General features: G+C 36.3%; 13 protein-coding genes and 1 pseudogene. 11 read left to right on the forward strand and 3 right to left on the reverse strand.

Annotated elements, in window-relative coordinates:
- The first annotated feature begins 162 nt into the window (after positions 1-162).
- The 6 genes and pseudogenes from J6L97_RS03525 (at position 163) to J6L97_RS03550 (ending at position 7920) form a co-directional block, all read left to right on the forward strand.
- Complete coding sequence (locus J6L97_RS03525; protein ID WP_054833091.1) at positions 163-1533, forward strand: IS4 family transposase; 1371 nt, start codon at positions 163-165, stop codon at positions 1531-1533.
- 124 nt (positions 1534-1657) lie between these two features.
- Positions 1658-4987: pseudogene (locus tag J6L97_RS03530) on the forward strand (SLAP domain-containing protein); the annotation flags it as partial.
- A 249-nt stretch (positions 4988-5236) separates the two neighbouring features.
- Complete coding sequence (gene dhaK, locus J6L97_RS03535) at positions 5237-6232, forward strand: dihydroxyacetone kinase subunit DhaK (RefSeq protein WP_057726837.1); 996 nt, start codon at positions 5237-5239, stop codon at positions 6230-6232.
- A gap of 12 nt (positions 6233-6244) precedes the next feature.
- Positions 6245-6829 (forward strand): dihydroxyacetone kinase subunit DhaL, encoded by a 585-nt coding sequence (dhaL, locus tag J6L97_RS03540; protein WP_057726838.1) that lies wholly within the window; start codon positions 6245-6247, stop codon positions 6827-6829.
- Positions 6826-7197, forward strand: a complete 372-nt coding sequence (dhaM, locus tag J6L97_RS03545; RefSeq protein ID WP_054832920.1) for a dihydroxyacetone kinase phosphoryl donor subunit DhaM — start codon at positions 6826-6828, stop codon at positions 7195-7197. Before dhaL ends, dhaM begins: the two co-directional genes overlap by 4 nt.
- Before the next feature lie 15 nt (positions 7198-7212).
- Positions 7213-7920, forward strand: coding sequence for an MIP/aquaporin family protein (locus J6L97_RS03550; protein WP_054832919.1), 708 nt, complete (start codon positions 7213-7215; stop codon positions 7918-7920).
- A 182-nt stretch (positions 7921-8102) separates the two neighbouring features.
- Here the strand turns inward: J6L97_RS03550 and galE are convergent, their stop codons facing one another.
- From galE to J6L97_RS03565, 3 genes are all read right to left on the reverse strand, one after another.
- Positions 8103-9095 carry a UDP-glucose 4-epimerase GalE gene (galE, locus tag J6L97_RS03555; RefSeq protein ID WP_057726839.1) on the reverse strand — a complete coding sequence of 331 codons (993 nt, stop codon included), beginning with the start codon at positions 9093-9095 and terminating at the stop codon, positions 8103-8105.
- A 104-nt stretch (positions 9096-9199) separates the two neighbouring features.
- A complete protein-coding gene (locus tag J6L97_RS03560; protein WP_057726840.1) occupies positions 9200-10153 on the reverse strand; it encodes a beta-galactosidase small subunit in 954 nt (317 codons plus the stop codon).
- Positions 10137-12017 carry a glycoside hydrolase family 2 TIM barrel-domain containing protein gene (locus tag J6L97_RS03565; RefSeq protein ID WP_057726841.1) on the reverse strand — a complete coding sequence of 627 codons (1881 nt, stop codon included), beginning with the start codon at positions 12015-12017 and terminating at the stop codon, positions 10137-10139. The genes J6L97_RS03560 and J6L97_RS03565 overlap by 17 nt, the downstream gene beginning before the upstream one ends.
- Before the next feature lie 229 nt (positions 12018-12246).
- Between J6L97_RS03565 and J6L97_RS03570 the strand changes: the two genes are divergently transcribed.
- The 5 genes from J6L97_RS03570 to J6L97_RS03590 all read left to right on the forward strand — a co-directional run bounded on the left by J6L97_RS03570 (position 12247) and on the right by J6L97_RS03590 (position 20155).
- On the forward strand, positions 12247-13251 hold the full coding sequence (locus J6L97_RS03570; RefSeq protein WP_057726842.1) for a LacI family DNA-binding transcriptional regulator: 1005 nt from the start codon (positions 12247-12249) through the stop codon (positions 13249-13251).
- A 192-nt stretch (positions 13252-13443) separates the two neighbouring features.
- Complete coding sequence (locus J6L97_RS03575) at positions 13444-15363, forward strand: sugar MFS transporter (protein WP_057726843.1); 1920 nt, start codon at positions 13444-13446, stop codon at positions 15361-15363.
- Between the two features lie 10 nt (positions 15364-15373).
- Entirely contained in the window at positions 15374-17377 is a 2004-nt protein-coding gene (locus J6L97_RS03580; RefSeq protein ID WP_057726844.1) for a beta-galactosidase, read from the forward strand.
- Positions 17378-17503: 126 nt separating this feature from the next.
- Positions 17504-18667, forward strand: coding sequence for a galactokinase (locus J6L97_RS03585; protein ID WP_057726845.1), 1164 nt, complete (start codon positions 17504-17506; stop codon positions 18665-18667).
- 18 nt (positions 18668-18685) lie between these two features.
- On the forward strand, positions 18686-20155 hold the full coding sequence (locus J6L97_RS03590) for a UDP-glucose--hexose-1-phosphate uridylyltransferase (RefSeq protein ID WP_057726846.1): 1470 nt from the start codon (positions 18686-18688) through the stop codon (positions 20153-20155).
- Positions 20156-20262 lie beyond the last annotated feature (107 nt).

Below are 20262 nucleotides of genomic sequence, written 5' to 3' on the forward strand. Positions count from 1 at the left end.
ATTAAGTTAAGGCATTGACAAATGAAGCTAGACTTTTTATGAATCGAATCATTTGGATTCGGTTCTTTTTTTTGCAAAAATAAAGGCGAAAAGACCTGCCTTTTCGCCTGCTCATTAAAATTTTAAACCTTCAAAATTATTACCAGAAAGTTGGTGTTAATTATGAAAGCCCTTCATAAGAATATTTTAGAGCGTCTTGATCAGATTATCAATAATACTGGGGAACATATTCATGATTTTATCGATAATTCACATGCTTTTACCAGAAAACGCACTTTAGATGCAGCTACAGTTCTTAAAACTACGATTAATATGCAAGGTCAAAATCTAACCAGCGAATTATTTAGAGCGTTTGGCAAAAAGGCAGCTAAAAGCAATGCCAAAGTGGTTAGTACTTCCGCTTACGTTCAACGCAAAAGTCAACTTTCTCCCGCTTGTTTTAAGCATATTTTGACTGTTTTTAATCAAGATCTATTTAATATTCAACTTCTTGATCATAAATATCGCTTATTTGCCGTTGATGGTTCAGATTTTAACCAGATATGGAATCCTAAGTCAAAGAATATTGTTCAATCTTCAACTCATAAAAACAAACCCTATTGTCAGATTCATGTTAATGCCTTGTATGATTTGTTAGATAACACTTATCAAGATTGTGTTTTTCAGCCCAAATCAGAGATGGATGAACGTAAAGCCGCTGTACAAATGCTTGAAAAATTGAATTGCGGTCCATATATCGTAACGATGGATCGTGGTTATACGAGTTTTAATATGGTTGAAAACTGTAATCGTCTACCAAATTGTCATTATGTTATTCGAACCAAAGCGAGTTGCGGCGGAATTAGAGAAGTAGCTGCACTGCCAGATCAGGAGTGCGATACTGATATTTCTTGTAAAGTAACTACTTCTAATTACTACTACATTACGCATAAAGATAGTGAAAATCTTCATCATGTCCAGCATCATTATCACCAATATATTAAGTATCGTTCTAAAAACACCCAGGATTTAAACTGGGATTTTAGCACGTTCTGTACAATAAAATTTCGTGCTTGTAAATTTAAAATTAATGATTCCAAATCAGATAAAGAAGTGTGGGAAGTTGTTCTGACTAATCTTGATCGGAAAAATTACCCGCTACACAGAATTAAAGAGCTTTATCATTTGCGTTGGGGTATTGAGACCTCCTTCAAGAAACTTAAGTATTCTTTAGGCAGCGTGGAGTTTCATTCTAAGCAAGATAAATTTATTGAGATGGAAATTTATGCTCATATGATCATGTTTAACGCAATCAGCCAAATAGATGCTCAAGCCTATATTCCACAAAGGCATTGCAAGCACCAATATGCCATCAACTTTAAGCAATCATGCTTTATTATTCAAAGCATGTATCTTAATTCTTCTTTATCTGAGACTTTTGAAAGAATTTTGATTCAAGTCAGCCATTACACAATTCCGATCAGACCAGGACGAAAAGATAAAAGAAATATTAAACCTAAATCAGCTGTATATTATTTATATCGCGTAGCTTAAAATATAAAATCTGTTCTAAGCCTTATTTGTCGTACAAAAAAACACCAATTTAACAAATCAAATGTTAAATCAGTGCTTTAAAAGGTTAGTCTCAGTTGTCAATGTCTTAACTTAATGACATTGGGTTGCTGCTACTAAAGCTCTTTTAATGAACAGTGCTAAACCTCAAACGCAAAATGGGTATACTACACCTGTTTCTCCACGTAGACAGGGTGCCGGACAAATCGATGTTGGTGCTGCGACTTCGAATCCAGTTTATGTAATTGCTGATGATGGAACAAGTTCAGTCTCACTTCATCAAGTTAAAGAAAACACGCCATTTACTTTAACTTTCCATAATCTAACGGACCAAGAACAAGTTTATACTTTTGATGACTTTGGTGGTGGATATACTGAACAAAGGGATAGCAATACTGGAGTTTATCATGATGTTCAATTAGCGGGTGCACGTGTTTATGGTGAAAATTCATTTAGTTTAGCTCCTAAAGAAACTAAACAGGTTACGTATTCTTTAAATCTAAATGGCTTAAACAACAATCAATTAGTAGAAGGGTTTTTAAGATTCACCAATACTAATGATAAATCTACAGTTTCAGTACCATATTTAGCTTACTATGGTGACTTAACCAGTGAAAATGTTTTTGATCAAAATGCTAATGAAGCACACTCCGACATCCAGGGAAATCGATTCGTTAATGAGCAAAACTATCCTCGTGGTGTTGCTGATCAAGAATCATTAAAGCAACTTGTTAATGTAGAAGGCGATTACAACTGGCAAGAAGTTGCAAAATTGTATGAAAGCGGAAAGGTAGCCTTCTCACCAAATAACGATAATAAGAGTGATCTTCTTAAACCATATACTTATTTGAAACAAAATGTTAAGGATTTAAAAGCTGTGGTCCTTGACGCTCAAGGTAATGTCGTAAGAGTTGTTGCAGATGTGCAAGGTGTAGATAAGTCTTATGATGAAAACGGAGTAACTAAAGATACAAGCTTATCAGTTTCAATGAGAGATAATCCTGATGCGTTTGAATGGGACGGCAAGGTATATAATAGTAAAACTGGTCAAATGGAAGTTGCTAAAGATGGTAATTATACTTATAGATTAGTAGCTACACTTTGGAATGAAGGACCTCATCAAGTGCAAACTGCAGATTTCCCTGTAGTAATTGATACTGTTGCACCAACATTGTCTAATGTGAAATATGATGAAGCCACGAATACTTTAAGCGGTGAATACCAAGATACTGGGGCTGGCTTTACTAATTATTCATATGCGACAGTTACAGTTAACGATAAAGTCTTCGGCTATAAACTTAGTGATAGCCAGTCGGCTTTTGATAATGCTGAAAAGACAAAAGGACATTTCAGTTTTACTTTGGACAAGAATGCGGTTGCTGCGTTATCAAACGCTGAAAATAAGGTAAGTGTTGCCTTGAGTGATGTGGCTGATAATACTGCAGTTTACAGTGTTGATGTAGCAGGAAAAGATATTAATGAACCTGCAGTCAGTGTTTGGAATGCTACTAATGGATTAGCATTTGATCAAAATTCTACTAGTTACAATAATGATACTAAGACTTACACGTTAATTGGTGGAGCAAATCAAGATTTCTATTTGAATGGTAAATTAGTTCAGGTTCAAAATGGTCAGTATTCTGTTCCTGTTGATGTCAATTCAACTAACTTGGTATTTAGCACTGATGCTACTGGTAAAAATGTGTTAAAGAATTTCTCAACTGTAACTCCAAAAGCATTCTTTAATTGGCAAGTTACTGACACTTTTGCAGGTAACTTTGGTGTTTCAATCAACTCTGTTGAAACTAATCGAAAAGATGATGTAGTTGTTCAAGCTGCTGTACCTAAAGGTGAAAATGTCCAAGCTTTTGCTAAAGATTACTTTACAGGTGAATTATATACAGGTGAAGTTAATGATGGGGTAGCTACATTCCATGTACATACTTCAATTAATGGTGGCAAGCGTGCATTATTAACTGGTTGGACTGTTGTTAATGGACCATCTTACAATGATAAGCAAGAAACTAGTCAAAGAGGCGTAGCAAGTTCAAATCACCTGGGTGTTTACTATGAAGTAGATGCAGCTGATCGTCCAGTTTATACTAACCGTGATCAGTTAGGTGTTGAAGTAAAAGACGAGGCAGCAAATGTGGATGCATTTGGTCCAGGAGCATATCCAGGACATGCCCCATCTGATTTGACGACTAGAACAGCTCCTAATCCAAACATTCATTTTGATTATATGAATGATAATGATACTACTCGTTTTGGTCAAAACGCAGTATTAAAGGGTTACTATGATCCCACTACAATGAAGTTTACGGTAACTGGTAATGTAGACGATAATGTAACTAGCTTAACTGTCTTGAGTGATAGTTCCAATGAAAATGACCCTGCAAATCAAGTTAAACTAGATCAAAATGGTAAGTTTAGCTTTGCCGTGACTGCAAATAGTACTGGTCAACGTCCAATTGCTTATCTTTATAGGACGAAGGACGGTCAAACTGTTCGTGGTACATTAAATCTTATCTTAGACACAGTAAAACCAACTCTTGAAGTCAACCAAGTTAATGGTAATGAACTTGAGCTTTGGACTAATAATCCTAAATTTGTTTTATCAGGTAAGGTAAATGATAACTTGGATGGTTATAGACTCTACGTTAATGGTAATAACATTTATCGTGAATTCTTAAACTCAGGTTATAATCGTTTAGAAGGTTTGAATACTGATACAGAGTTGACAAATCCATATGGCGATCATGAATTTGAGCAAGTTGAAAATCTTAATGATGATAATGATCAACCGACTACTCATATCTTTACTGTTAATGTAGTAGATCAGGCTGGAAATACCGTCACCAAGAAGCTAACTGTGCATTTTGATCCTAACTATGTTGCACCTACAAACAATACAGATGTGGTAGTTGATACTAGCATGAGTGACGCAGATGGAGTTACTGAAACAAAAACAGTTGATACCTTAGTAGGTAAATCATTTAAATTATTGCATAATGCATATCTTTATGATCAAAATGGTGAAGTTGTTTTGACTGATGTTGAGAATGCTAAGAGCTTGCTCAAAAAAGGACAGACAATCGTTGCATTGGATGATGCCAAAGTAACACTTATCAATGGTGTTAAGTTTTATAGAGTAGGCAACAATACTTTTGTTAAAACGGCTAATACTGTTCTTCAAGCACCTAAGAGACTAAAGCTGACTCACAATGCTTATGTTTACGATCAAAAAGGTAATGTTGTCAAAAAGCATGGCAAGAAAGTTTTACTTAAGAAGAATCAATGGATTAGTGCATTGAACAATGCAGATAAATATGTAATCAAGGGTAGGTTATATTACAAATTAGCTGATGGTCAATTTGTAAAAGTGGCTAATACTGTTACTAAAAAAGCTAAGTTACGAAAAACTGTAGTGAGTTAGAAATACAGATAAATAGTCAAGTATTGTAATTTTGCAATGCTTGACTATTTTTGTGCTTGTAGTTTGTTTTGAATTTTCTTCTGTCTATGACGAATAAGCTTAACGATTTCAAAGTACATTTTTTGGAGAATAACATATTAGCACATAAGCGAGAAACTAAACTAATGAAAAGAATTTAGTTATAATATTTATGTAAGCGATTTCTGTAAAAGTAGATTAAAAATCTAAACATAGAAAGAAGGAAACTTGATGAAAAAAATTATTAATGATCCACACGACGTGGTGCCAGAAATGGTTGATGGAATGACTAGATCCTATCCTCAATATATTGAAAAAATCGAAGGAACTGAAGCTGTCGTTCGCGCAGACAAGGCATCAATGAAAGATAAAGTCGGAATTATCAGTGGTGGCGGATCAGGTCATGAACCCACTCATGCTGGTTTTGTCGGTGATGGGATGCTCAGTGCAGCTGTTTGCGGTCAGGTCTTTACTTCACCTACGCCAGATCAAATATATGCAGCCATTAAAGCCGTTAATCAGGGTAAGGGCGTTTTCATGGTTGTTAAAAATTATTCAGGTGATGTCATGAACTTTGACATGGCTAAGGATTTAGCAAGTATGGATAATATTCCTGTTAAGTCAATCGTAGTTGATGACGATATTGCTGTTGAAAATAGCCTTTATACTCAAGGAAGACGTGGAGTAGCTGGAACGATTTTCATGCATAAGATTCTTGGTGCAGCTGCTGAACAGGGAGCTAGTCTTGATGAGATTGATGCTTTAGCTAAAAAGGTTTTACCAAATATCAAGACAATTGCTGTAGCTCTTTCTGCAGCAACTAATCCAGAAGTTGGTAAACCCGGCTTTATCCTGAAAGAGGATGAAATTGAGTATGGTGTTGGCATTCATAGTGAGCCGGGCTATCGTCGTGAAAAAATTAAGCCTTCAAAAGAATTAGTTGATGAATTAATTGGTAAATTGAACGATGAAATGCATCTTGATAGTAGCAAGAAATACGCTTGTTTAATTAACGGCATGGGTGCTACTCCATTAATGGAACAATATATTTTCTCAAACGATGTCTTAAATAAATTAGAAACTTTTGATATTGAACCTAGTTTTATGAAGGTCGGTAATTATATGACTTCAATTGATATGGGCGGTATTTCACTTACGCTTTTTGAAATTCAGGATGATAAATGGCTAGATTATTTGAATTATCCAGTTAAAACAATTGCTTGGTAGAAAGGAAAAACAATGGCATTAACTACTGATACACTAACTATTTGGATGAATAAGTTCGCTGACAAGGTTAATACAAATAAACAATATTTAAGTGATCTTGATACGCCAATTGGTGATGGAGATCATGGCTTTAATATGGATCGCGGGATGACTGCAGTTAAAGAAAAATTAGCTACTAAACCAGCTGATTTAACTTCTGGTTTTAAGACGATTGCCATGGCGTTAATTTCAACAGTTGGTGGTGCATCTGGCCCGTTGTATGGAACGGCTTTTCTGGAAATGGCCAAGAAGAGTGCTTCGACTAACGATATTGGTGAGTTGCTTGATGCTGCACTAGCTGGAATTGAAATGCGTGGTGGCGCTAAGCCAGGTGATAAGACCATGGTTGACGTCTGGAACACTTTAGTACCAGAGGTTAAGAGTGGTAATTTAACTGAGGAAAAAATCAAAGATGCTGTTGAGGCTACTAAGGATATGATTGCTAAAAAAGGTAGAGCGTCATATTTAGGTGAACGGTCTAAGGGACACATTGATCCTGGTTCTCAATCAAGCGGGTATCTTTTTGAAGCAATGCTTGAGACGGAGGGCTTGCTATGAGCTTAGGTATAACTTTGGTTTCTCATGTACCAGACATTGCTAACGGATTACCTAAATTGCTTAATCAAGTAGCAAAGGATGTGCCGATTACTGCCGCAGGTGGTAAAAACGACAATGATATTGGCACTAGCATGGAAAAGATTATGACGGCATTTAATGAAAATTCTGCCGATGAAATTCTAGCTTTTTACGATTTAGGCAGTGCGAAAATGAACCTTGAGATGGCAATGGAAATGACTGATAAAAAGGTTCATCTCTATGATGCTGCTTTTATTGAGGGAGCTTATACAGCTGCATCACTTATTCAAGCAGGCGTAGGCTTAGACGATATTGAAAAGCAACTTAAACCGCTGATTATTAAAGATTAATAGAAAGAGGGCATTATGTCAGGATTCATAGGAGAGTTCTTTGGAACTTTAGTCTTAATTGTTTTGGGCACTGGTTGTGGTGCTGCAATTAATTTGCAAAAATCGTATGCTAAAGGCGCTAGCTGGCTTTATGTAACTATTGCTTGGGGCATGGCCGTTACATTCGGTGTTTATGTTGCTGCCAGTCTTGGTTCACAGGGGCACTTGAATCCCGCGGTTACCATTGGCTTTGCTATTTTTGGCTTTTTCCCATGGAGCGAAGTTGGACCATACTTGCTGGGTCAATTTTTAGGTGCCTTTGTCGGTGCAGCTTTAGTAGCAATTCAGTTTTATCCTCATTTTAAGGCAACTAAAACATCAGAAGCAGGAAACAATGTTGGGATTTTTGCTACTGCACCAGCGATTAAGAACAATTTATTTAATTTCTTAAGTGAAACGATAGCAACTTTTATCTTTGTTTTTGCGTTACTTAACTTAGGTGATTTTGATAAAGGATTAAAGCCGATTGCGGTTGGTCTATTGATCATGGTTGTCGGTCAAGCTCTTGGCGGAACTACTGGATTCGCATTGAATCCTGCTCGTGATTGGTCGCCAAGATTAGCATATACAGTTTTACCTATTCCTAATAAGTCGTCGGCTAATTGGAGTTACGCTTGGGTGCCAATGGTCGGACCGATTGCCGGCGGTATTTTGGCCGCGGGATTGCAATACTTGCTTAAATAATACATGTGGAATTGAAGAAACGGGTACGTTGTACCTGTTTTTTATTTTGAAAAAATAAGTAAAAAATATAGCAAGAAATCAAAAATGACGCTAATTGATCGAACCAGCGTCATTTTTTTAGATAATAGATGTAGAAAATAGTTTGAAAAACGATTAGTTTTTATAGAAATCTTTATTATACTTTACTTGTCTTCGTAGCCCTTTGGGTGACTCTTGTGCCAGTTCCAAGCAGTTGCGATAACGTCATCAACACTTTCATGCTTTGGCTTCCAGCCCAAAATAGTTCTTGCTTTGGTTGAATCAGCAACCAAAGAGTCAGGGTCACCGCCACGACGTGGACCCATTGTGTAAGGAATATCAATCCCTGTTACTTTTTTAGCAGCGTTCAAAATTTCAAGGTTGGAGTAACCTTGAGCAGTACCCAAGTTAAAGACATCTGACTTATTAGTCTCCATCATATGTTTCAGTGCCAAAATATGAGCATCAATTAAATCTTCAACTTGAACGTAGTCACGAACGTTGGTACCGTCCTTAGTGTCATAGTCATCACCAAAGATAGTAAACTTACCATCCCCAGAAATTGCACTCTTCAAAATATTTGGAATCAAGTGTGTTTCTGGTGCGTGATCTTCACCGATTGTGCCATCACTTGCAGCACCAGCAACGTTGAAGTAGCGAAGAGCAGTGTACTTAATACCATCAGCTTTATCAGCCCAAGCCATGATCTTTTCCATCATCATCTTGGTTTCACCATATGGGTTGATTGGATCAAGTGGGGTGTCTTCGGTGATTGGCAATTTCTTAGGAATACCATAAGTTGCAGCACTTGAAGAGAAGACTAAGTATTTAACACCAGCGTCATTCATAGCTTGTAATAATGAAATCATGCCAGTAACGTTATTGTCATAGTACTTAAGTGGCTTTTTAACTGACTCTGGAACTAATGAATATGCTGCAAAGTGCATTACAGCATCAATCTTTTCATCACGTAAAATTTTGCTTACCAAAAAAGTATCTTCAATATCGCCTTGGTAAAACTTAGCCTTAGAATCTACAGCCTTTCTGTGACCAGTATATAAAGCATCTAAGACAACAACATCATTGCCTTCTTTAACTAATTCGCGTACAGCGTGTGAGCCGATATAACCCGCACCACCGACAACTAAAACTTTCATGTTTTGCGCTCCTTTATTTTAGTTATTATCTTTTATTGAAATCGATTACATTATAACACATATTTTAGTAAATAATTTACTGATTTTAAATAAAATATTTAAAATTAAAGCAATTTAAATGAAAATTCATGATCTTGACTTGGGTCGATTTGATATTGATCTTCAACATTGCTGCCCCAACTGTCAATGCCGCCAACACCGCGGACAGCACCAGCAATTACCAAAACAGTTCTGCGGGCTAATGGCAGTTCTTCAATATGAGTTGCATTTTCTAGTTCTTCTGCTGTGTAGGGAAGGCAACTGAAGTTGAATGGCTTATCAGTTTGCTCAACGGTGAGGTCAAAATCCTCATTAGAATGATCAGCATTGTTGAGCGTAGTATTTCTAGTGATTTTGAGTTGATGCGTTTGCATGTGCATCCCATTTTCCTGTGGCACTAGGTATTTGGTTACTGGCAATCCCTTAATTTTAAAAGAGCCAGCACTGGCTCCAGCCATCCGATCAGGATAAGTCTCACCAGATAAGCCTTCATATTCAAAGCCACTAGCTAGAGTTGGTATGATAAAGCGCATTCCAATTACTGGAAGCGGTGGTAAATCTTTTTTACCAAAATAACGCATCTTAATTGTAACATGACCATTATTGTTAATTTGGTAAGTAATTTCAACTTTTGTTTTTGGAATAGTTAAAGTTTCATAAATAAAAGTAATTTCGACTTTACTTGCGTACTCATGATTAGAAAATTGGTTGTTGAGTGGAGCGATTGGCAAATCTGCAAAATCATGTTGATCAACTTTGAGCTGAATTTCAGTACAGTGGCTAAACATATCGGCGCCGAGCCATTGAGCTGCTTTTAAGTTGAAACCGTTGCCGCGATCGTTATCAGTAGTTGCACGCCAAAAGGTTGGGGTAGGAACGCGATAAAACCATTCTTTACCCTTAATTTTTAAAGACTCTAAGCCACCTTTTTCATAGCTGAAAATATATTGCTTATCTGGGGTATTAATGCCTAAAGTAGCATCCCCATAGATTATATGTAAATTATTTGTGTAAGCCATAGTAGTATTTAACCTCCTGCATTGCTGGTTTTGGCGTACGATCGGCGAACATCAAGCCATCTCCTGAAAATTCATAGTCGGAATGGCGGTCATCGAAATCACCACCATAACGCAACACGTCTTGGTTGCTAACTGGATCATGTACTAATAGCGCTTGGTCGATGAAGTCCCAAATAAAGCCGCCTAAATATTGTGGGTATTGGTCAAGCAATTTAATGTAGGAACCCATGCCACCATCAGAATTACCCATATCATGCATATATTCGCATTCTAAAAATGGCTTTTGAGGCTTATTTTTAAGATATTCTTCAACATCTTTTGGTGGTAAATACATCCAGCTTTCAAGATCAGAAATCTTGTCCTTTAATTCTGGCGTATGAACCACGCCTTCATAGTGGGTCAGGCGACTATGATCGTGTGCTTTATAAAATTTATTCATAGCCGCAATGTTTTCTCCGGCATATGATTCATTGCCAAGAGACCAGAAGAGAATGGCGGTATGGTTTTTTAAAGTTTCATAATTGTTGCGGGCACGGTCAATTACAGCTTCACGCCATTCAGGAATAGAACCGGGAACATTATCTAAAGGTTCAACTTGTCCCATCTTTTGCCAAGTACCATGTGATTCGAGATTATTTTCAGCCATGACATAGATTCCATTTTGATCGCAGAGATAGTACCAGGGAATCTGATTAGGATAATGGCAAGTTCTAACCGCATTGATGTTATTTTCTTTAAAAGCATGTATATCTTGTTTCATATCAGTTAAAGTGATGCTGCGGCCACGCTTCATATTCCATTCATGCCGATTGACCCCATTAATAATTAGACGTTGACCATTTAATAAAACAACCTTGTCAGAATTAATTTCGATTTTTCTAAAGCCGAATTGGTAAGGAATTAGTTCAAGTAAATCACCATTTTCAGCGTGAACTTCAATAATTAGTTGGTACAAATATGGGTCATGGTTATCCCAAAGATGCACATTTTTGAATAATTCTTTTTCAATTTTTATGGTTAAGCTGATTGGTGCTTTTTTCTCAAGTAGAGTTTTGCCATTAATATCTTCTACGAACAAGTGAACTGAGCCAGTATTTTTGCCTGTAAAGTGCAATTGAGCATTAAAGATTCCATCTTGGTAATTATTTGTAACTTCTGGTTTTAAATCGAGATCGGTTAAATGCGTCTCAGGTAGGCCGAGCAATTCAACTGAACGAAAAATGCCAGAAAAACGGAACATATCCTGGTCTTCCAAGAAAGAGGCAGTGCTATGTTTGAAAACTTCAACTGCTAAAATATTGTTTTTGTTTTTAATGTAAGGTGTTAGATCAAATTCTGAAGGAGTGAAACTGTCTTCGGCGTAACCAACAAAATGACCATTGAGCCAAACATACATTGCTCGCTCAACTCCTTCAAAAACAATGTGAACATCACGACCTCGCAAAGTGGAATTTAAGTCAAAATGCTTAATGTAAGAGCCAACTGTGTTATCTGCACCTTTGCTAAAAGAGTCGGTAGCTTTTTGGTTGATTGTGTAAGCAGGTCGACGATAAATTTTTCCTTCCCACGGAAAGAGCGTATTAATATATTGATTTTGAGCGTAATTATTTAGCTCAATTTCACTTGGGACTGGAATGTGATCAAATGATGAAGAATCGAAATCTGTTTTAAAGAAATCAACGGGTCGTGTTTGTGGATTAGCTGAAAACTTAAAACACCAGTCACCATTTAAACTTTGAACAAAACTACTAGTTTGCTTTTGCCATTCGCGATAGTTCTTGAAATAGGGATGATCGCTGTGGGCAGGAACTTGATTAACGCGGAAAACTTCGGGGTCATCAAGCCAGCTAAGATTTGCTTTCATGAAAATACCTGATTTCTATAAAAAAAATTAACCTTGAAAACGCTTATATTATAGCACATAGATAATAAATTTACTTAATAAGTAAATTATTTACTGAAAAATATTTTGAAGATTAATATTTTTGACTCGAAAACGAATGACAAAGTGCTTATGATATTTATTGGAATTACGTAAATATTTTGTATAATAAAGTTAAAAATTATTTATTTAAGATAGAAAAGATATAAATATGACAACAATTAAAGAAATAGCACAAGAATCAGGGTATTCTTCAGCTACGGTTTCGCGCTTATTAAATAATGATCCTAATTTGTCAATTACGGCTGATACTAAGAACAAAATTTTAGAAATTGCCAATAAATTGGGCTATTGGAAGGATCATCAGGAGAAGAAGATTCGTCCAACAATTGCGTTACTATACCGAGTAAATCATGAAGAGCAACTGCAAGATGAATATTTTACTTCATTAAAGCAAGCGCTGATTTCAACAGTAGAAGCAGAGTCGCTGCAGATGAAGACTTTTTATGATGCAGATGATTTGATCAAGCATGCGTCTCTTTTTCAAGGCTTTATTGGAGTTGGCGCAGCTCCGATTGAAAATGAAACGCTTAAGAAGTTACATGAGGTTCTGCCTAACGGTGTTTTTGTCGATACTAATCCAGCGCCTGAATTATTTGATTCCATTCGCCCAAATTTAACGCTGACAGTAAAAAATGCAATTGATCTTTTTCTCGATAAAGGATATCAGCGCATTGGTTTTATAGGTGGCGTTGGGCCTAAGCATGATCATATTCAAGAAGTAGATGTACGTGCCACCGCTTTTGCGGAGTATATCAAGGTGAGAGGCAAAAGTGATGAATTGATGTTTGTTAATGGCCCGTTTAGCGTTGCTAATGGCTATAAGTTGGGAAAAGAGGTACTGGCTAAATGCAAAAATAAATTGCCTGATGCATTTTTAATTGCTTCGGATACTTTGGCAGTTGGAGTTTTGCAAGCTTTTAATGAGAACAATGTTAATGTGCCAAAAGATACTGCAATTTTAAGTATTAATAATAGTAATGTGGTTAAGTATGTTTCACCGCCACTTTCTTCTTATAATATTGATCAACAAGAGATGATTGATATGGCATTAAATATGCTAACGAATCTGATTATTCAACCTAATCGGGCACACATTGATGTAAATATGAATACTAATTTAGTTGTGCGCAAGAGTTTTGTGCCTAAGAAGTAAATTAATTAGTAAATAAAAATATTTTTTAGTAATACTATCAAAAGAGAATGCTAATTTAATGCGTTCTCTTTTTGTTTAGCTTTCAGTAAATAATTTATTAAATATAAATAAATTCTTTACTTAGCAAAAATAGAGAATATACTAAGCTATGTAAACGATTACAATCAAAAGATTGCTTTAGGGGGCAAATTTATGACACACAGTGACAAGTCAGGGAAGCAGATTCTTTCCTACGCATCATTCTGTTTGGGTAACTTAGGTCACTCGGCTTTTTATGGTGTGATGAGTACATATTTTATTATTTTTATTACTAGCAGCATGTTCAGCGGACTTAATCAGTCCGTTGCAGATAAGCTGATCGGCTTAATTACAGGATTGATGGTTGTAATTAGAATTGCTGAATTGGTAATTGATCCTATTCTAGGAAATATAGTTGATAATACTAAAACTAGATGGGGCAAATTCAAACCTTGGATTTTAATTGGTACTTTAGTAAGTGCCGCCTTATTATTAGTTTTGTTTACTGGCATTTTTGGATTAGCACAAAAAAGTTGGATTCTCTTTGCGATTTTATTTGTACTAATTTATATCAGTTTTGATGTATTTTATTCATTATCTGATGTTTCTTATTGGGGCATGGTACCAGCTTTAAGTGAAGATTCACATGCACGTGGTATTTATACTTCTTTAGGTGCCTTTTCAGGAACAATTGGTTGGAACGGATTAACAATTATTGTTGTTCCATTAGTTACAGCTGTGACTTATGCGGTAACTGGTAAACATGAGGAAGGTGCACCAGGTTGGTTAGCATTTGCGGCAGTAATTTCAGCTTTAGCAATTGTATGTGCCTTGATTGTTTGTTTCGGTACTAAAGAAAAGCACAATATTATTAGAAACTCAGCTAAGCAAAAGACTACTTTACGTCAAGTATTCGGTGCTATTTTCCATAACGATCAGATTTTATGGCCAAGTTTAGCATACTTGCTTTACTCATTAGCATATGTAATTACCAATGGTGTTTTGTTCTATATGTATAAATTCGTTATTGGTAAGCCAAATGACTTCTGGGTAGTTGGTGTTATTGCAACAATTATCGGTTTCTGTATTAGTCCAATGTTCCCAATTCTGAACAAATACATTCCAAGAAAATGGTTATTCATCGCTGGACAAACTTGCATGGTTTTAGCTTATGTTTTGTTTATTTTCGGCAGAGACAACGTATTTTTGATGGACTTGGGCTTGGTTCTTTTAAACATTAACTTTGCTCAATTGGTAACTGTTTTAACATTAACTGACGCAATTGAATATGGACAACTTAAGAATGGTCAAAGAAATGAAGCTGTTGTTTTAGCTGTTCGGCCGATGATTGATAAGTTTACCGGTGCGGTTTCTAATGCTTTAGTTGGTTATGTTGCAATTGCTGCTGGGATGACCGGTTCTGCAACTGCTGCAGACATGACTGCTCATGATATTAGCACCTTTAATATGATGGCATTATATATCCCACTTACTTTGGCAGTCTTATCAATCGTAGTCTTTTTGACTAAGGTAACTTTATCTGAAAAGAAACATGCCGAAGTGGTTGAAGAACTAAAAGATCAACTTGCAGAAGGTAAGATTGAAAAGAATGAATCTAATACTCAAGTTAGACCTCAAGATCAGACTATCTATGCTCCTGCAGACGGTAAGTTAATGAAGATGGCAGAAGTAATTGACGAAGATGGTAAGCCATTCCCAGGAAAGGGTTTTGCAATTAAACCAGATTCAGGCAATATTTATGCTCCATTTGATGGTGTAGTTAGGTTCACTTTTGGTACTAAGCATGCTTTTGAAATTGTTTCAAATAATGGTTTACAAGTAGTTGTTCATGTCGGCTTAGGTACAGTTAACTTGCGCGGTGAAGGCTTTGAAACTTATTATGATGATGGTCAAAAGGTAAAAAAAGGTGACTTGCTGTTAGAGTTTGATCGTGATTTAGCTCTTAAGAATGGCTATCAGGACACTGTAGTTACCTTCTATACACAACCAGGACGAATTGTAAAATCTAGTGAAATTGAACCTGGTAAGATTGTTGAGCATGGTGAAAAAGTATTAGATGTACAATTTAAGTAGAGGAATTACAATGACACAGTTAAAACGTTTTTTATATGGTGGGGACTATAACCCAGATCAATGGCCAGAAGACACTTGGTCAGAAGATATTAAAGTTTTTAAAAAAGCGGATTTAAATTCTGCTACAATTAATGTTTTTTCTTGGAGTTTGCTTGAGTCAAGAGAAGGCCAATATGATTTTTCAAAATTAGATAAAATTATTCAAGAATTGTCTGATGCAAATTTTGATATTGTACTTGCTACTTCTACTGCTGCGATGCCAGCTTGGATGTTTAAAAAATATCCTGATGTAGCACGCGTTGACTATCAAGGACGCCGGCACGTCTTTGGTGCACGTCATAACTTTTGCCCCAATAGTAAGAATTATCAAGTTTTAGCTAGTAAATTAGTCGAGAAAATTGCCGAAAGATATAGTAATAACCCTCATATTGCTGTTTGGCATGTGAATAATGAATATGGCGGCAATTGCTACTGTGAAAATTGTCAAAATGCTTTTCGTACTTGGCTCAAGAGTAAATATCAAACACTAGATAACCTGAATGAGGCCTGGAATATGAATGTGTGGAGCCATACTATTCATGATTGGGATGAGATTGTTGTTCCTAATGAGTTAGGAGACGCCTGGGGACCAGAAGGTAGCGAAACCATTGTTGCCGGTTTATCAATTGATTATTTACGTTTTCAATCTGATAGTTTACAAAATCTTTTTCAGATGGAAAAATCAATTATTAAAAAGTATGATCCACATACTCCTGTAACTACTAATTTCCATGGCTTACCTAATAAGATGGTTGATTATCAAAAATGGGCTAAAGATCAAGATATTATTTCTTATGATTCTTACCCAACCTACGATGCACCTAAGTATTTACCAGCATTTTTGTATGACTTAATGCGTAGTTTAAAGCATCAGCCATTTATGTTAATGGAATCTGCACCGTCGCAAGTCAATTGGCAACCATATAGCCCGCTGAAAAGACCAGGTCAGATGGCTGCAACTGAATTGCAGGCTGTGGCACATGGAGCAGATACAGTACAATTCTTCCAATTAAAGCAGGCTGTTGGTGGTTCTGAAAAATTCCATAGTGCAGTAATTGCTCATTCTCAAAGAACAGATACTAGAGTCTTTCATGAACTAGAAGATTTGGGTAAAAAATTAAAAAATATTGGCCCAACTGTTTTAGGCTCTAAAACTAAGGCTAGAGCTGCTATTGTATTTGATTGGGATAACTTCTGGTCATATGAGTACGTTGACGGTATTAGTCAAGATTTTAATTATATGGAATCAATCTTAGATTATTATCGTCAATTTTATGAACGCAATATTCCGACAGATGTAATTAGTGTCGATGATGATTTTAGTCAATATGATTTAGTAGTTGCTCCTGTTTTATACATGGTTAAAGCAGGGCTAAGCGAAAAAATTAATGCTTATGTCAAAAATGGTGGCAACTTTGTCACTACCTATATGTCTGGAATGGTTAACGATAGTGATAATGTTTATCTTGGTGGCTATCCTGGCCCGTTAAAAGATATTACGGGTATTTGGGTTGAAGAAAGCGATGCAATTGTACCAGGACATAAGACAACTGTTTCACTAAATGGCAAGGATTATAAAGCGGGTTTGGTTTGTGACTTGATTCATCCAGAAAATGCAAAAGTTTTAGCAAAGTACTCCAATGAGTTTTATGCAGGAACGGCTGCAGTCACGGAAAATAAATATGGTCAAGGTAAGGCCTGGTATGTTGGTACTAAGTTGGATCACATTGGGTTGACGCAGCTATTCAACCATATTGTTTTGACAGCTAACGTTGAATCATTGGTGGGCGATAGCCATAATCTAGAAGTTACTAAGCGAGTTACTCAGTCTAGGCAAGAATTATACTTTGTTTTAAATATGAGTAATGAAGAAAGAAAATTGCCACAAAAATTTGTAGAGTATCAAAATATTTTAACTGGTCAGCAAGCTCATGATCAAATGAAGGCATGGGATGTACAAATACTTGTTAAATAAATGATTTTTTCCTTAATGAAGACAAGAAGTTAGACAAACGATCTAGCTTCTTGTTTTTACTAAAAGATACTGAAGAGATATACTAATACTTGAAAACGATTACAGAATAAATTTGAGGTAAAAACAATGAATAAGGAAGAATTACTTAAAGAATATGAGACAACTTTTGGTGAAAAAGGTAAGGATGTCTTTTTCTCACCTGGTCGAATCAACGTGATCGGTGAACACACTGACTACAATGGTGGTCATGTTTTCCCAGCTGCAATTAGTTTGGGTGTTTATGGTGTTTACGGCCCAAGAGAGGATAAAAAAGTTTGCTTGTTTTCTGGCAATGTTGATGGCGATATCGTGGAATTCGATATTGACGACACAACTGTTGAGAAAGATGATCGCTTTTGGGCTAACTACTTCAAGGGCATGATTACGTACTTACGTGAAAAATATGACAACATTGATCATGGTTTTAATCTTTATATCAAAGCCAATTTACCATCAGGTTCAGGGCTATCATCAAGTGCTGCCATTGAAATGCTAATGGGCATTATTTTAAAGGATGAATTTAACTTAGATGTTGACCGGATTGCTTTAGCCAAGATGGGTCAAAGAACAGAGAATGAATTTGTTGGCTTGAATTCAGGGATTATGGATCAATTTGCCTGCATTATGGGTAAAAAAGATAGTGCTATCTTCCTCGATTGCAATACATTAGATTATGAGTATAAGCCACTCGCTTTAGGCGATTACGAAATTATTATTATGGCAACTAACAAGCCACATACCTTAGCCGATTCTGCTTATAATGATCGTGTTCGTGAATGTCATGATGCAGTGAAGAAGTTGCAGGCTAAGTTAGATATTAAGACTTTAGGTGAGCTTGATAATGATACTTTTGATGAATATGCATATCTGATTAATAATGAAACTGAAATTAAGCGTGCTCGTCATGCTGTTAGTGAAAACCAAAGAACTTTGCGGGCAACAAAGGCCATGCAAGATGGAGATTTGAAAAAATTGGGACGTTTGATTGATGCTTCACACGTTTCACTTCATTACGATTATGAAGTAACTGGTCAAGAACTAGATGCTTTAGCTGAAGCTTCATGGGCTCAACCTGGCGTCTTGGGTGCAAGAATGATTGGCGGTGGCTTCGGTGGTAGTGCCATTGCAATCGTCAAGAAAGACCAAGCTGAGGCATTTAAGAAAAATGTTGGCAAGATTTACCGCGACAAGATCGGTTACGATGCCAGCTTCTATGATGCGGAAATTGTTGATGGAACTAAGAGAATTTAATCAGACAAGAGGATAAGTATGAAAGTTATTGAAAAATTTGCGGATGAAGTTATTAATAGTGGAGCGTATGAGCCGCTCGATCGCGTATATGTGATTAACAAAATTCGCGCTTTAGTTGGCGATGAGGCAAGTAGCGTTGAAGCTAATGATGAACAAACTTCAGTTAAGCAATTAGTTGATTTAGCCGTGCAAAATAAAAAGATTTCGGATGATGTTACTTCACGTGAAGTTTTGAATGATCAACTATACGACTTGATAACGCCAACACCATCTAAAACTAATGGCATCTTTTGGCAAAAAATGCAAAAATCACCTGAAAAAGCAACAGATTGGTTTTATAAACTTTGCGAAAACAACAATTATGTCAAAAAGAAAGCAATTGCCAAGAATGTTGTATTCTCAGGGACCAGCTCTAAAGGACATGGCTTAGAAATTACAATTAATTTGTCTAAACCGGAAAAGGATCCTAAGGCAATTGCGGCAGCAGCTCATGCAACTGGTAAGAAATATCCTCAATGTGCACTTTGCCTAGAAAACGAGGGTTACCTTGGTGGATATGGCAAAAATGCTCGTTCAAATTTGAGAATTATTCGCATGAATATTGGTGGCCGCCCTTGGGGATTTCAGTATTCACCATATGCTTACTTCAATGAACATTGTATTTTCTTAGATCAAAAGCATATTCCAATGGTCATCAACCAACAAACTTTGATTAATTTGGTTGAAATTGAAAAGACGTTACCACATTATTTTGTTGGTTCAAATGCTGACTTGCCAATTGTTGGTGGGTCAATGTTAGCACATGAACACTATCAAGGCGGACGTCATACTTTTCCAATGATGAAAGCTAAGATTAAGAAAAATGTAGTCTTTGATGATTATCCTGAAGTGGTTGCTGGCATTGTTGATTGGCCAATGAGCGACTTGCGCTTGATTAGCGATAATTCGTTAGATTTGATTGAATTGGGCGCTAAAATTATTAATTTCTGGGATCATTATTCAGATTCTGCTCGTCAAATTAAGGCTTTTGATGGTAAAACACGTCATCATACTGTGACTCCAATTATGCACCGTGAAGGCAAGAACTTCGTACTTGATCTGGTTTTGCGTGACAACAACACTAGTGAAAATTATCCGTTAGGTATTTTCCACCCACATAAAGAATTGTGGCATATTAAAAAGGAAAATATTGGCTTGATCGAAGTAATGGGCCGTGCTATTTTGCCAGGTCGGTTAAAGAGTGAACTTGAAGAAGTTAAAAAATACTGGTTGGGCCAAGATAATAAGATGGCTATTAGCCACAAAGAATGGGCCGATCAAATTAAAGCAGAGCAGAATATTACTGCCGAGAATGTTGACGCTGTGATGCAGCAAGCTTTAGTTGAAGTCTTTGAACAAGTATTGCAAGATGCTGGTGTTTTCAAGAATAATGCAGATGGCGATGAAGGCTGGGATAAGTTCATTACCGCTTTAACTAAGCAGATTTAACTCATCAATGTTTAAAACGAGATCTGTTGGATCTCGTTTTTTTGTTAGCGGTAACTCATATATTCTGATGGTTAAATAATTTATAATACGCGTGGTGCTAGTTAAAT

The sequence above is a fragment of the Lactobacillus crispatus genome (assembly GCF_018987235.1).
Lineage (GTDB): Bacteria > Bacillota > Bacilli > Lactobacillales > Lactobacillaceae > Lactobacillus > Lactobacillus crispatus.

Bases quoted from the DNA above. Each gene is read 5' to 3' on its own strand.
- J6L97_RS03560 (WP_057726840.1), bottom strand. From the start codon at position 10,153: ATGGCTTACACAAATAATTTACATATAATCTATGGGGATGCTACTTTA.
- J6L97_RS03590 (WP_057726846.1), top strand. From the start codon at position 18,686: ATGAAAGTTATTGAAAAATTTGCGGATGAAGTTATTAATAGTGGAGCG.
- J6L97_RS03550 (WP_054832919.1), top strand. From the start codon at position 7,213: ATGTCAGGATTCATAGGAGAGTTCTTTGGAACTTTAGTCTTAATTGTT.
- J6L97_RS03525 (WP_054833091.1), top strand. From the start codon at position 163: ATGAAAGCCCTTCATAAGAATATTTTAGAGCGTCTTGATCAGATTATC.
- dhaM (WP_054832920.1), top strand. From the start codon at position 6,826: ATGAGCTTAGGTATAACTTTGGTTTCTCATGTACCAGACATTGCTAAC.
- galE (WP_057726839.1), bottom strand. From the start codon at position 9,095: ATGAAAGTTTTAGTTGTCGGTGGTGCGGGTTATATCGGCTCACACGCT.
- J6L97_RS03585 (WP_057726845.1), top strand. From the start codon at position 17,504: ATGAATAAGGAAGAATTACTTAAAGAATATGAGACAACTTTTGGTGAA.
- dhaL (WP_057726838.1), top strand. From the start codon at position 6,245: ATGGCATTAACTACTGATACACTAACTATTTGGATGAATAAGTTCGCT.
- dhaK (WP_057726837.1), top strand. From the start codon at position 5,237: ATGAAAAAAATTATTAATGATCCACACGACGTGGTGCCAGAAATGGTT.
- J6L97_RS03570 (WP_057726842.1), top strand. From the start codon at position 12,247: ATGACAACAATTAAAGAAATAGCACAAGAATCAGGGTATTCTTCAGCT.
- J6L97_RS03575 (WP_057726843.1), top strand. From the start codon at position 13,444: ATGACACACAGTGACAAGTCAGGGAAGCAGATTCTTTCCTACGCATCA.
- J6L97_RS03565 (WP_057726841.1), bottom strand. From the start codon at position 12,017: ATGAAAGCAAATCTTAGCTGGCTTGATGACCCCGAAGTTTTCCGCGTT.
- J6L97_RS03580 (WP_057726844.1), top strand. From the start codon at position 15,374: ATGACACAGTTAAAACGTTTTTTATATGGTGGGGACTATAACCCAGAT.